Annotated in this window: 11 protein-coding genes and 1 tRNA gene; 10 read left to right on the top strand and 2 right to left on the bottom strand. The window is 55.1% G+C overall.

The annotated features are described in order from the left end of the window. The 4 genes from B3Z49_RS13315 to B3Z49_RS13300 form a co-directional block, all read left to right on the top strand. A partial coding sequence (locus tag B3Z49_RS13315; RefSeq protein ID WP_296991690.1) for a ferritin-like domain-containing protein occupies positions 1 to 270 on the top strand: 270 nt, incomplete at its 5' end. A 174-nt stretch (positions 271 to 444) separates the two neighbouring features. After that, positions 445 to 2,916 (top strand): heavy metal translocating P-type ATPase, encoded by a 2,472-nt coding sequence (locus B3Z49_RS13310; protein ID WP_296991688.1) that lies wholly within the window; start codon positions 445 to 447, stop codon positions 2,914 to 2,916. A 9-nt stretch (positions 2,917 to 2,925) separates the two neighbouring features. Further along, entirely contained in the window at positions 2,926 to 3,315 is a 390-nt protein-coding gene (cueR, locus tag B3Z49_RS13305) for a Cu(I)-responsive transcriptional regulator (RefSeq protein WP_008891823.1), read from the top strand. Between the two features lie 30 nt (positions 3,316 to 3,345). Then, a complete protein-coding gene (locus B3Z49_RS13300) occupies positions 3,346 to 3,822 on the top strand; it encodes a c-type cytochrome (RefSeq protein ID WP_296991685.1) in 477 nt (158 codons plus the stop codon). 74 nt (positions 3,823 to 3,896) lie between these two features. On the opposite strand, the gene B3Z49_RS13295 is transcribed toward B3Z49_RS13300, so the two are convergent. Continuing rightward, positions 3,897 to 5,009: a sensor histidine kinase gene (locus tag B3Z49_RS13295; protein WP_296991681.1), complete on the bottom strand. Its 1,113-nt coding sequence runs from the start codon at positions 5,007 to 5,009 to the stop codon at positions 3,897 to 3,899. Positions 5,010 to 5,044: 35 nt separating this feature from the next. Beyond that, the gene (locus tag B3Z49_RS13290) at positions 5,045 to 6,295 is read right to left on the bottom strand and encodes a D-amino acid dehydrogenase (RefSeq protein WP_296991677.1); all 1,251 of its coding nucleotides are present in this window, start codon (positions 6,293 to 6,295) and stop codon (positions 5,045 to 5,047) included. Between the two features lie 195 nt (positions 6,296 to 6,490). Between B3Z49_RS13290 and B3Z49_RS13285 the strand changes: the two genes are divergently transcribed. The 6 genes from B3Z49_RS13285 to clpX all read left to right on the top strand — a co-directional run. Then, positions 6,491 to 7,954, top strand: coding sequence for an NAD(P)H-hydrate dehydratase (locus tag B3Z49_RS13285; protein WP_296991674.1), 1,464 nt, complete (start codon positions 6,491 to 6,493; stop codon positions 7,952 to 7,954). A 149-nt stretch (positions 7,955 to 8,103) separates the two neighbouring features. Beyond that, positions 8,104 to 9,510: a malonyl-CoA decarboxylase gene (locus B3Z49_RS13280; RefSeq protein ID WP_296991672.1), complete on the top strand. Its 1,407-nt coding sequence runs from the start codon at positions 8,104 to 8,106 to the stop codon at positions 9,508 to 9,510. A gap of 167 nt (positions 9,511 to 9,677) precedes the next feature. Next, a tRNA-Leu gene (locus B3Z49_RS13275) sits at positions 9,678 to 9,762 on the top strand. Between the two features lie 113 nt (positions 9,763 to 9,875). Further along, positions 9,876 to 11,348 carry a trigger factor gene (gene tig, locus B3Z49_RS13270; RefSeq protein WP_296991670.1) on the top strand — a complete coding sequence of 491 codons (1,473 nt, stop codon included), beginning with the start codon at positions 9,876 to 9,878 and terminating at the stop codon, positions 11,346 to 11,348. Positions 11,349 to 11,392: 44 nt separating this feature from the next. Next, the gene (clpP, locus tag B3Z49_RS13265) at positions 11,393 to 12,022 is read left to right on the top strand and encodes an ATP-dependent Clp endopeptidase proteolytic subunit ClpP (protein ID WP_008891816.1); all 630 of its coding nucleotides are present in this window, start codon (positions 11,393 to 11,395) and stop codon (positions 12,020 to 12,022) included. 301 nt (positions 12,023 to 12,323) lie between these two features. Beyond that, positions 12,324 to 13,096 (top strand): ATP-dependent Clp protease ATP-binding subunit ClpX (clpX, locus tag B3Z49_RS13260; RefSeq protein ID WP_296991664.1); only part of this gene is annotated, 773 nt, incomplete at its 3' end.

The raw sequence follows: 13,096 nt of genomic DNA, 5'->3' as shown, positions 1-13,096 counted from the left end.
GAACCGATCAAGATCGGCAAAACCGTGCCCGAGATGATGAAAAACGATCTCGAACACGAATATCATGTGATCAATCTTCTGAAAAAGGCGATCAAGATCGCCGAGGCAGAGGATGATTTCCAGACCCGTCAGATGCTGGTCGCGTTGCTTGATGACAGCGAAGAAGATCATGCCTATTGGCTGGAACAGCAGATCCGCCTGATCGACATGATGGGCCTGCCGAACTACATCCAGTTCCGCGCAGCCGGGGAACCAAGCCCGGAAGGCTGATCATCGGCCAGCAAATAATTTTCAGAAGGCCCCGGCAATGTCCGGGGCTTTCTTTTTGGTATCAGAGGCTTAGCCCTGCATTTTTATATATGGCTTTTTTATCTTGACCTTCCAGTTGCTGGAAGGTCTATCGTGCCCCATATCTTGTAATAACCCCTTTTTGAGGTGCGTGATATGGATCGCCGAACAGACGAGTATGATACCGCAGCAGGCGGTGGGGCATCCGTGCAGCCGACTGCCAATACCAGCGAAGTGAACCTCGAGATCGAAGGCATGACCTGTGCAAACTGTGCAGGCCGCGTTGAAAAGGCCATTGCTGGTCTCGATGGTGTTTCTGATGTCACCGTGAACTTTGCACTTAACAGCGCAAATGTGCATTTTGACGACAGCAAGCTTGATACATCCAAAATCGCCGAGGCGGTCGCGGATTCAGGCTATAGCGTCGTGACCCAACAGCTTTCCTTTGATGTCGATGGCATGACATGCGCGAACTGTGCCTTGCGGGTGGAAAAGGCACTTTCGGCATTGCCGGGCGTCACCACGGCAAGTGTTAATTTCGCGCTGGAACGTGCGGATATCTCGGCACTGTCGGGCAAGGTCAATGATGCCATCGCGATCAAGGCGATCGAGGATGCCGGCTATCACGCAACGTCACGCAATAAATCCGGTTCCGAAGACGGTGACGCAGACGAGGCGGCACGCAACGAGAAGAAACAGGACAAATCCCTGATCCTTCTTGCGGTATCGGCATTGCTGACCGCACCACTGGTTTTGCAGATGGTCTGGATGAACCTTGGTGTGTCCTATCATCTGCCGGCATGGGTTGAACTTGTACTTGCGACCCCGGTTCAGTTCTATATTGGTGCGCGCTTCTATCAGGGGGCATATGCGGCCCTGCGCCATCGCAGTGCCAACATGGATGTGCTGGTCGCACTCGGGACATCGGCGGCCTATTTCCTCAGCCTCTATAACATGCTGACGGCCAATGCCGGGCAGACCCATTTGTACTTCGAAGCATCGGCTGCGATCATTACCCTGATCCTTGCGGGCAAAATCATGGAAGAACGCGCCAAACGCGGGGCATCAGCCGCCATTCGTGAATTGATGGCGCTCCGTCCACGGCGTGCGCGCAAGGTGGTCGCGGGCGAAGGCGAACAGGATGTCGCGATTGAAAGCCTTACGGTTGGCGATATCGTTCGCGTCCTGCCGGGCGAACGTGTGCCGGTCGATGGCAAGGTTCATGCCGGTGAGAGTGAACTTGATGAAAGCCTGATCACCGGGGAAACCCGACCTGTGGCACGTGTTAGTGGCGATACGGTCGTTGGTGGCGCTGTGAATGGCACCGGACGTCTTGATATCGAAGTCAGTGCCGTTGGCGATGATACGACGTTGTCACGCATCATCCGCCTGGTTGAAAAGGCCCAGACCGGCAAGGCCCCGGTTCAGAAGCTTGTCGACCGGGTATCGGCCGTGTTTGTGCCGATTGTGGTTGTCATTGCACTGCTGACCTTGGCCGCATGGTTGTTTACCGGCTTTGGCGCAGAGGCATCCATCGTTGCCGCGGTGTCGGTGCTGGTGATTGCATGTCCTTGTGCGCTTGGTCTGGCGACGCCGACTGCGTTGGTGGCCGGTACCGGCAGTGCTGCGCGCAACGGCATTCTGATCCGCAATTTCGAGGCACTTGAACAGGCCCACAATGTCGATACCGTCATCTTTGATAAAACCGGGACCCTGACGGAAGGTACGCCGACCGTGCGCGATATCTGCCCGGTTGAGGGTGTTGACCGTAATGAGTTGCTGCGCCTGACCGCAGCCGTTCAGGCCGCCAGTGAACATCCTTTGGCGCGTGCGGTTGTCTCGATTGCCAAGGATGAAGGCGTATCACTGCCCGATATCGATAACTTCAAGGGCAAAACCGGTGCCGGTGTCATGGCCGATGTTGAAAAGCACAAGATCGCCATTGGCAGCGAAGCCTTGCTGAGTGATCTTGATATCGCAGGTCCGCCGCAGGAGCTGGCAAAGGACATCAAGAAACACGAAGGCGAAGGCAGAACCGTTATTCTGGTTGCGATTGATGGCACGTTTGCCGGTTACCTGACCCTTGAGGATCGCATTCGTGAAGGTGCCAAACAGGCGATTGCCGATCTGAAGGCACGCGGCATTTCATCGATCATGTTGTCGGGTGATAGTCAGGATGTCGCAAGCCACGTGGCACGCGAACTTGGCCTGGAACGCGGCGAAGGCCGTATTCGCCCGCAGGACAAGGCGCGTGAAGTCGAAAAACTTCGCAAGGAAGGCCGTCATGTCGCTATGGTTGGTGACGGCATCAACGATGCGCCTGCACTGGCGGCTGCCGATGTCGGTATTGCCATGGGCGGTGGCACCGATGTTGCCATGGAAACGGCTGGCATCACCCTGATGCGGTCTGATCCGGCACTTGTGTCTGCCGCGATTGATATTTCGATCGCCACCCGTCGCAAGATCGCACAGAACCTGTTCTGGGCCTTTGCCTATAACGTGGTGGGTGTTCCGTTGGCAGCATTCGGTGTTCTGAGCCCAGCGATTGCCGGTGCGGCGATGGCGCTTAGCTCCGTCTCGGTTGTTGGTAACTCGCTGACACTGCGGCGCTGGACAGTCCGGAAATAGGAGAGGGCGATGAACATTTCTGACGCCGCGACCGAGTGCGGACTTCCTGCGAAAACCATCCGCTATTACGAGGATATCGGTCTGGTTTCGCCGGGGCGCCTGGCCAACGGGTATCGTGACTATGACGAAAATGATCTGCACAAATTGCGGTTCCTGCAACGTGCCCGCGGGCTGGGATTTTCGGTCGAAGACTGCCGGGTGTTGCTGTCACTTTACGAGGACCGCAACCGTGCCTCTTCCGATGTAAAGGAAATCGCCAAAACCCATCTGGCAGAGATCGAACGCAAGATCGCCGAACTTCAAAGCCTGCGCGACACACTTTCCGATCTGGTGCAGTCCTGTCACGGCGATGATCGTCCGAACTGCCCGATTATCAATGATCTCGCCCGCAAGGCATGATCCCGAAACACAAATGAATGAGAGAACGCATTGAAGAATAAAGGTGTTATGGCGCTTGGCGCCCTTGTCGGTGCGGCAATTGTGTATGGCATCGTCACATTCTTTGGCCCGAGCGGGATCACTGATCAAGATGTCTCGTTGCGTCCCGATGATCTGCAACTCGTGGCGCAGGGCAAGAAGATCTATGACGCAAATTGTGCGTCCTGCCATGGTGCAAGACTTGAAGGCGAGGCCAATTGGCGTGAACGTGGTCCTGATGGATTGCTTCCGGCACCGCCCCATGATGAAACCGGCCATACCTGGCATCACCCCGATCAGGTGTTGTTTGAGCTGACCAAATACGGACCGGCAGCAATGGCAGGGGGCGATTATAAATCGGCCATGCAGGGTTATGAGGGCGTGCTGAGCGACGAGGAAATCATTGCCAGCCTGTCTTACATCAAAAGCCGCTGGCCCAAGGACGTCATCGCGCGGCACGACCAGATCAATCAATCTGCGGCCCAATAAGGCCTTGAAATCAAAAGACCCGCCTCGGACATGTCCATGCGGGTCTTTTGCGATACAGAGTTAACCGTATATGGTTACGGGCGGGGCAGGGTAATGCGCACGGTCGTGCCCTTGCCAAGATCGCTTTCGATACTAAGTCGACCGCCATGCAGTTCGACCAGAAGCTTTGCCAGTGGCAGGCCAAGACCGGTGCCGACACTTTCCTTCACCCCGGATGGATGAAGCTGCGAGAACCGGGCCAGCGCGCGGGGAATGTCATTCGGGCTCATGCCGACACCATTATCCTCGATCGCAAAGGTGACGTCTTCGTCGGTTGAGGTCAGTCCGATGCGGATCTTGCCGTGTTCGGGGGTGAATTTTGCGGCGTTACTCAGGATATTGATCAGGATCTGTTTGAGTTTCAGCTTGTCACACGGCATCGATACCAGCTGATCCGGTAGATCGAATTGCAGTTGATGGCTGCGCCGCGAAATATCATCCCCGACGAGCCGTGCGGCATCGCGTATCACCGAACCAAGATCAGCCTCTTCAAGCTGCAAGGTCATCGAACCGGCCGAAAGTTTTGATACATCCAAAACATTATTGACCAGTTCAAGCAGGTGCTTGCCCGCCTCGTAAACGTCACGACCACATTCGCGGTATCCGTCGGGCAGATCGCCAAGAACCCCATGCGCAATCAGTTCGGAGTTGCCGATAATCGCATTAAGCGGGGTGCGCAATTCATGGCCCATATTGGCGATAAAATCGGATTTTGAGGCGTTGGCATCCGACTGATTGCGGTTTTGCTCCATCAGGGTGCGTTCGGCCTGTGCCTGACGGTCATTTTCAAGCAACGTCATCAGCACCGCAGTGCGCGTTTCATTGTTTTGGCAATATTCAAGCGGCGCGATGGACAGATCGCAGACGTGGCTTTCCTTGGCGGCACCGACCAGAATGATATCGCCGCGCCAGGTCCGGCCCGAAGAAAATACATCTTCGATATCGCTCATCAGGCCTTTGGAAATGAAACCGGCCTTGCGGCCCAGCATGCGATCACGCGAAACGCCGATCAAACGCGCGATGGCCTCGTTACATTGCATGACAATGCCGTTGCGATCACAAATGACGGCGGCATAGGGCAGGGCGTTCAGAACAACCTGGTCTGCCAATGGCACATTGGTTGAACCAATTGGTGTGTTGCTGGTCATGTCAGCCCGTGATCCCATAATAATCAGGTCGTCCGCTAAAAGCGGTCGATACCCAGCCCCGTCAGAGAGATGTCAGGGGTCTTGTCGCTGATGAGATCGGCGACTGCTTTTGCTGATCCGCAACTCATCGTCCAACCCAACGTCCCATGCCCCGTATTAAGGTATAGATTAGCATACTTCGTATCCCCAAGAACAGGGGCAGAATCCGGCGTTACCGGCCGCAAACCCGACCAGAAATCGATGCTGGAGCGGTCACCTGAATTCGGGAATAATTCCAGTGCTTTATCAACGATAAGTTTTTGACGGCGTGGCGACATCCGCAGGTTATAGCCATCAAGCTCTGCCGTACCTGCAACCCGAAGATGTGTACCAAGGCGCGAATACACCATTTTCACGCTATCATCGATCAGGGCCGTTTCCGGTGCCCCGGAATAGCCGGTGGTATCGATGCTAATCGAGTATCCCTTGCACGGATAAATCGGCAATTTGATGCCAAGCGGGGCCAGCATCAACGGGCTGTAGCTGCCCAGACACACCAGAAAGGCATCCGCATGGATGTCACCCTTGTCAGTTCGAACACAGGTGATCTTTCCCTGATCATGGACAAGGCCGGTGATGTTGGTGTTGAAGTGAAACGATGCGCCCTTGGCGATGCAATGTTCGCTCAGACGTTCGGTGAATTTACGCGCATCACCGCTTTCATCATCGGGGGTAAAGCTGCCACCCATGATCGGCGCTGTGGCATCACGCAGGGCCGGTTCGATGGTAAGACATTCCTCGGACGAGACAAGCCTGCGTTTAAGGCCATATTCCTGCATCTGGGAGGTGGCCTTTTCGACCGCGACCATGTCCTGCTCAGTGCGGCAGATATGCAGGATGCCACGTGTGCTATGATCGTATTCAAGCTCAAGCTCGTCGCGAAGCGCGCGCAGGCAATCGCGGCTATAGATCGCAACGCGAAGCGCCTTTTCCAGATTGATCCTGGCCCGCGCATCGGTGCAGTTGCGCAAGAAATGCAAGCCCCATGAAAACAGCTGCGGGTCAAAGCGCATCCGAAACAGAAGCGGCGCTTCTTCCCGGCCAAGCCAGCCGAGGATTTGTTTGGGGGTGGATGCATTCGCCCAGGGTGTGGCGTGACAGGCAGAAATCTGACCGCCATTGGCAAAGCTTGTTTCCTGCGCACTGGCATGCCGACGATCAACGACCGTAACCTGATGACCATTTTGCAAAAGATACCAGGCCGCCGTTGTCCCGATGACCCCGGCGCCCATGACGACTACATGCATGCGGGCAAAGCCTTGCTGCGGAAAGTTTCGTGTTGCGGTCTGATGGTCAGCCTTTCTGCCAACTATCGGACATGCGAATTTCGCTGCACTATAGTGGGGTGAAATTTAAATGGCTACAGTCGACTGGACCTGTTTTAAATGCTGTCTTGATGCACAACGCAGACCGGTAGTTCACGACAAGGATGACGGGGTGAAATGTTTGAAATCCTGACAACCGATCAAATGTACGAGGCAGACCGCCGCACAATCGAAGGCGGCATTCCCGGCGACGTTTTGATGCAAAATGCCGGTCGCGCCGTGTTTGAGGAAATCATCCGTCATTGGTCGCCGCGTTCCGTATCGGTTTTGTGTGGCCCCGGCAACAACGGTGGTGACGGTTTCGCGATTGCCAAGCTTCTGCGCGATGAAGGCTGGTCGGTGCGTTTGGGGCTGATGGGCGATGTGGCTGATCTTAAAGGTGACGCAGCCCTGCATGCCGCCCGCTGGGAAGGGGCGACCGAACTACTTTCACCCGCCCTTGTTGTCGGCGCGGATCTGGTTGTCGATTGTATTTTCGGGGCAGGGCTTGCGCGGGCCATTACCGGTGATCTGGCCGAACTTGTCACTACAATCAATTCAAGCCCGTGCAGCGTTGTTGCGGTCGATGTGCCATCGGGGGTTGATGGCAATACTGGTATGGTTCTGGGCGTTGCGGTGAAGGCCGACCTGACCGTGACGTTTTGTCGGGCAAAGCCCGGGCATTATCTTTTGCCGGGGCGTTTGATGTGCGGTGAACTGGCCGTGCGCGACATCGGCATAACCGATCAGACGGTCCTTGATATTGCGCCGGCCTGCTGGCGAAACGATCCGGTTTTGTGGCGGGCTGGCATCCATTGGCCGGGGCTTGAAGGCCACAAATACCATCGCGGGCATCTTTTGGCCTTTGGCGGCGCTACCATGACCGGGGCAACCCGCCTTGTGGCACGTGCCGCGCGCCGATCCGGGGTGGGGCTTCTGACCATCGTGGCAGATGCGCAGGCATTGCCGATCTACGCATCCGATGCGCCCGGCAACATGACCGCCCCGATGTCTGCGTTTGATGCACTTGTGAATGACTGTCGTCATAATGCCTTTGTCATCGGGCCGGGATTTGGGGTTGGTGACGATACCCGTGCCCTTGTTTTGAAACTTTTACATCTGTGTCGGGCGACGGTGCTTGATGCCGACGCACTCACAAGCTTTGCCGAAGATCCGTCTACCTTGTGCTTTGCCGTACAAGGCCCGACTGTCCTGACCCCGCATGAGGGCGAATTTGCCCGCCTGTTTCCTGATATTACCGGCGACAAGCTTTGTCGGGCACGTGCAGCAGCCAAACGCTGCAGCGCCACTGTCCTGATCAAGGGGGCTGATACAGTGATTGCCGCGCCGGACGGGCGGGCAGCCATCAGTGCGGTCGATGTGCCTTGGCTGGCAACCGCCGGATCGGGCGATGTGTTGGCCGGGATCATTGGTGGTTTGATGGCGCAAGGCATGGACAGTTTTGACGCTGCCTGCATGGGGGTATGGCTTCATGCACGAAGCGGGGCGGATATTGGCCCGGGCCTGATTGCCGAAGACATCCCGGAACATCTTCCGGCTGTCTTGCGCGAACTGTGGCTGGCGTCGCGCAAAAAGGCATGACGTGAAATAAGGTGAATAAGAAGTCGCCGCAGCCGCTGGCACTTGCGGTATAATCACCCGATATAAAAACGGTATGGCGTGATGGGATGGGACATCACGCATTGAGGAAACGATTTGAAGTTCTTCTGATATCGGAGTGGGAGACAGGCATGTCTCAGACGTTTCTCGACAGAACCCTTGATAATCTTCGTGGCGCCTGGCGCGAACTGCGCGATAGCCCGGTGGTGCGTGGCCTTGGTTTTGATGAAAGCCAGACCCGCCAGGACCGTTGGCGCGAACAGATCGCCGATTGTCTGGCAAGGCGCGGTGGGGCGGTATCGGCCCGTGCGCGCGCAGCCGCCCTTGGACATGATTTCTTGCGCCTTGATGATGCGGGGAAACGTGAATTCCTACATCTTCTGGTCAATGAATTCGGTGTGGATCGCGACCGGGTTGCGGCTGTCATGGCCGACTGGACGGCGGCTGATGATCTGGCCGAACAGGCATTGCTTGAAACCGAACTGCGGGCCGCACTGGTGCCGCCATTTCGTTTGATCCTCAAGGAATTCAATTCATTACCACAAGGTGTGAAGTTCCTGGTTGATCTGCGCGCCGACCTTTTGCGCTGGCGTAAGGAGGCCCCGGGACTTGCCATTCTGGAACGTGATCTCAAGACACTGCTGGCAAGCTGGTTTGATATCGGCTTTCTGGAACTGAGCCGCATCACGTGGAATTCACCGGCAGCCCTTTTGGAAAAACTGATCGCCTATGAAGCCGTTCACGCAATTCAAAGCTGGGATGATCTTAAACGTCGACTGGCATCAGACCGGCGGTGTTTTGCCTTTTTCCATCCCGGCATGCCGGACGAGCCGCTTATTTTCGTGGAAGTCGCGCTTGTGAACGGCATTGCCGGTAACGTCGATGAGCTGATCGAAAGCAAGGATGACGATTTGGGTAGCTCGGAAAAGGCGCCCAAAAGCGACACGAAGCCCGACACGGCGATCTTCTATTCTATTTCGAATGCACAGGCCGGATTGGCGGGAATCAGCTTTGGGGATTTCCTGATCAAACGTGTGGTCGCCCAATTGCAGCGCGATCTGCCGCATCTCAAACAGTTTTCAACCCTGTCGCCGATACCGGCACTGCGCAGCTGGATGGATCGGCAGCTTGATACAATGGCCAAGGGTGAGGAAACCGGCCTGCCCAAGGCGATTGATGCCGCTTTGACCGATTGCGATGACTTGCTGGGACCAAAACCACCTGCCACCAGCCCGGGCGGCGTTTCCGAGCGCACGCGGGCAAATATCGAGTACCTGACGGCGTGGTATCTTTTGAATGCCAAGCGTCCCGGCATGGATACCGCCTTTGACCCGGTCGCGCATTTCCATCTGAGCAACGGTGCGCGGGTTGAACGGCTGAACTGGAACGGCAATGCCAAGGAAAATGGCTGGAACCAGTCATTCGGGATGATGGTGAACTATCTCTATGACCTTTCGACCATCGAAAAAAATCACGAAAGTTACGTCGGGCAGGGCAAAATCGCGGTTTCCAGTGCCGTAAAACGTCATTTTCGCTAGGGGTGCGTCACCTGAAATCGGCTGATTGCCGTCGATTTAGCCCCTGTTTGATGGATATTTTCGACAAGATTGCGTTTGTCGAAAAGGCGATGCTTGCATGAGGGGATCGAAGTTTGTATTAAGGCGCACTCATTCCGGTGTGACCGGAGTGATTTCTATGCTTGTGTGCGGGTGTGGCGGAACTGGTAGACGCGCTGGATTTAGGTTCCAGTGGAGCAATCCGTGGGGGTTCGAGTCCCTTCACCCGTACCATAAGCAGGCTGAAAATTTGACCGGGTACCATATTCGTTTAGTCGTATTGACTTTCTGACGTCCGGACTGCGTCGCGTAACGGACATTATTCGAACCAAGCAAAAGAGTTATCTATGCAGGTTACTGAAACCAAAAACGAAGGCCTGGCGCGCGAGTTCAAAGTCGTCGTGCCCGCCGCACATATCGAAGAAAAAGTCGTCGCCAAACTTGACGAGATCAAGGATCAGGTTCGCCTGCCGGGCTTCCGTCCGGGCAAGATTCCGGCGAAACTCCTGCGTCAGCGTTACGGCCAGGCCGTCATGGGCGAAGTCCTTGAAGCCGCTGTCAACGAAAACACCGGCAAGGTTCTGAACGACAATGACCTGCGCCCGGCTGTTCAGCCGAAAATCGAAGTCACCAAATTCGATGAAGGCGGCGATCTGGAATTCGACATCGCAGTCGAAATCATCCCGGCCATCGAAGCAATGGACTTCAAAAAGCTGAAGCTGACCCGTGAAGTTGTTGAACTTGACGACAGCAAGGTGAACGAAACCCTCGAGCGCATCGCATCCGCACAGGGTACGACCGCACCGCTCGCACGCAAGCGCAAGTCCAAAGCCGGTGACGTTGTCGTTATCGACTTCCTGGGCAAAATCGACGGTGAAGCGTTCGAAGGCGGCAAAGCCGAAGATTACGAACTCGAACTCGGTTCGGGTTCCTTCATCGAAGGTTTCGAAGATCAGCTGACCGGTGTCAACGCTGGTGACGAAGTCGTCGTCAAAGTGAAATTCCCGGAAGCTTACGGTGCTGCTGAACTCGCAGGCAAAGACGCTGAGTTCGACGTAACCGTCAAGGAAATCAAGGAAAAGAAACCGGCTGAGCTGGATGATGAACTGGCCAAGAAACTCGGTCAGGACAGCCTTGAATCCCTTAAAGAAGCTATCCGCAAGGACTTCGGCCGCGAATACGAATCGGTTTCCCGTCAGAAAATGAAGCGTCAGCTTCTTGACGCGCTGGCTGAAAACCACAGCTTCGAACTGCCGAAGTCGCTCGTTGAAAACGAACTCGAAGGCATCATTGGCCAGATCAAACAGGCCCGTGAAGCTGGACAGGAAGACGACGAAACCAAAGGCAAGTCCGAAGAAGAGCTGTCCGAAGAGTTCCGCGAAATCGCAGAACGTCGCGTTCTTCTGGGTCTTCTGCTTGCAGAAGTCGGCCGTGAGAATGAGATCCAGGTCACTCAGGAAGACGTCAACAAGGTCCTCGTTGCCGAAGCCCAGAAATATCCGGGTCAGGAACAGCAGGTTATCGAATTCTATAAAAATAACCCGCAGGCCTTGCAGGCGCTTCAGGGCCCTGTATATGAAGACAAGGTCGTTGATTACATCGTCGAACTCGCCAAGGTAGAAGAAAAAACCGTTTCGGTTGAAGACCTTCTGAAGCCGGAAGAGGAAGACGAAGCTCCGAAGAAGAAATCGGCTGCTAAGAAAGCACCGGCGAAAAAGGACGCAGAGAAGAAGGCTCCGGCTAAAAAAGCCCCGGCCAAGAAAGCTGCAGCCAAAAAGCCGGCCGCTAAAAAAGCTGCTGACAAATCCGAAGACAAGTAATCCGGCCGGACACGGTTTAGGATCATGCAGGGAGATTGCAGTTGATGATTGAAGAACGGATGAATTCGCTTGTACCGATGGTCGTTGAACAGACCAGCCGTGGCGAGCGTGCCTATGACATCTTTTCGCGCCTTCTTAAGGAGCGCATCGTTTTCATCAACGGTCAGGTCCATGACGGCATGTCGTCACTGATCTGTGCGCAGTTGCTGCATCTCGAATCGGAAAATCCGGATAAGGATATCTCGCTTTACATCAACTCACCGGGCGGTGTTGTGACCTCGGGGCTCGCCATCTATGACACCATGCAGTACATCCGTTGCGATGTCTCCACGGTGTGCATGGGGCAGGCGGCATCCATGGGTTCGCTGCTTCTGATGGCCGGTGCAAAAGGCAAGCGTTACTGCCTGCCCAATGCACGCGTCATGATCCACCAGCCGTCAGGCGGCTTCCAGGGTCAGGCATCGGACATCGAAATTCATGCCCGTGAAATTCTGGCTCTGCGTCAGCGTCTTAACGAGATCTATGTCGAACATACCGGCCGCGATCTCAAGACCATCGAAGACGCAATGGAACGTGATAACTTCCTCACTCCTGATCAGGCCAAGGAATTTGGTCTGATCGACGAGGTCGTTACATCGCGTCCGAAGCCGGAAAGTGATGAAAAGAAAGACTGATCACTCAGGTGTGATTGGTGGAAACGCCCCGGTGATCGGCCGGGGCGTTTTTTTATGTCTTGCCTCATGGCAGTTTTAAGTCATAGACAAGAGTATGTGCAGGCTTGGGCGTTATTGTTCGGAACTTGCTGGCCGCCCGAACGTTTGGGTGATTAATGCAAGGGGTTTCGCAACCAAGATAGCGAACCCATATCAAACATGACGCCATAAAGCCGAAAAGCGCAGATTAAACGTTGAGATCGGTATCGTTTACCGGCTAACATGGCGATAAAAGATAACGTCAAACGTAATTGGGGTTTGTATGAGCAAATCGAATAGCGGGGACTCCAAGAACACTCTGTACTGTTCTTTCTGTGGAAAGAGCCAGCACGAGGTTCGCAAGCTCATCGCCGGTCCAACCGTATTCATCTGTGATGAATGCGTAGAGCTTTGCATGGACATCATCCGCGAAGAGCACAAAACACATCTCGTCAAATCGGCAGACGGGGTGCCTTCTCCGCAAGAGATTTGCAAGGTCCTTGATGACTATGTCATCGGTCAGGGCCATGCGAAGAAAGTTCTCTCGGTCGCGGTTCACAACCATTACAAGCGCCTGCACCATTCCAGCAAGAATGAAGACATTGAGCTGGCAAAATCGAACATCATGCTGGTTGGTCCGACCGGTTGCGGTAAAACGCTTCTGGCCCAGACCCTGGCACGTATTCTTGATGTGCCGTTCACCATGGCAGATGCCACCACCCTGACCGAAGCCGGTTATGTGGGTGAGGATGTCGAAAACATCATTCTCAAGCTGCTGCAGGCTGCTGACTACAATGTCGAGCGGGCCCAGCGCGGCATCGTCTATATCGACGAAGTCGACAAGATTTCGCGCAAGTCCGACAACCCGTCCATCACCCGTGATGTTTCGGGCGAGGGCGTGCAGCAGGCATTGCTCAAGATCATGGAAGGCACTGTTGCTTCCGTTCCGCCACAGGGCGGCCGGAAACATCCGCAACAGGAATTCCTGCAGGTCGACACCACCAATATCCTGTTCATCGTTGGCGGCGCTTTCGCTGGCCTGGATAAGGTGATTTC

The sequence above is a fragment of the Thalassospira sp. UBA1131 genome, assembly GCF_002311515.1.
Taxonomy (GTDB): domain Bacteria; phylum Pseudomonadota; class Alphaproteobacteria; order Rhodospirillales; family Thalassospiraceae; genus Thalassospira.
This window is presented reverse-complemented; position numbering and strand designations above follow the sequence as displayed.

Coding starts and splice junctions, on each gene's coding strand:
- B3Z49_RS13310 (WP_296991688.1), top strand. CDS start 445: ATGGATCGCCGAACAGACGAGTATGATACCGCAGCAGGCGGTGGGGCA.
- cueR (WP_008891823.1), top strand. CDS start 2,926: ATGAACATTTCTGACGCCGCGACCGAGTGCGGACTTCCTGCGAAAACC.
- B3Z49_RS13295 (WP_296991681.1), bottom strand. CDS start 5,009: ATGACCAGCAACACACCAATTGGTTCAACCAATGTGCCATTGGCAGAC.
- B3Z49_RS13290 (WP_296991677.1), bottom strand. CDS start 6,295: ATGCATGTAGTCGTCATGGGCGCCGGGGTCATCGGGACAACGGCGGCC.
- B3Z49_RS13285 (WP_296991674.1), top strand. CDS start 6,491: ATGTTTGAAATCCTGACAACCGATCAAATGTACGAGGCAGACCGCCGC.
- B3Z49_RS13280 (WP_296991672.1), top strand. CDS start 8,104: ATGTCTCAGACGTTTCTCGACAGAACCCTTGATAATCTTCGTGGCGCC.
- tig (WP_296991670.1), top strand. CDS start 9,876: ATGCAGGTTACTGAAACCAAAAACGAAGGCCTGGCGCGCGAGTTCAAA.
- clpP (WP_008891816.1), top strand. CDS start 11,393: ATGATTGAAGAACGGATGAATTCGCTTGTACCGATGGTCGTTGAACAG.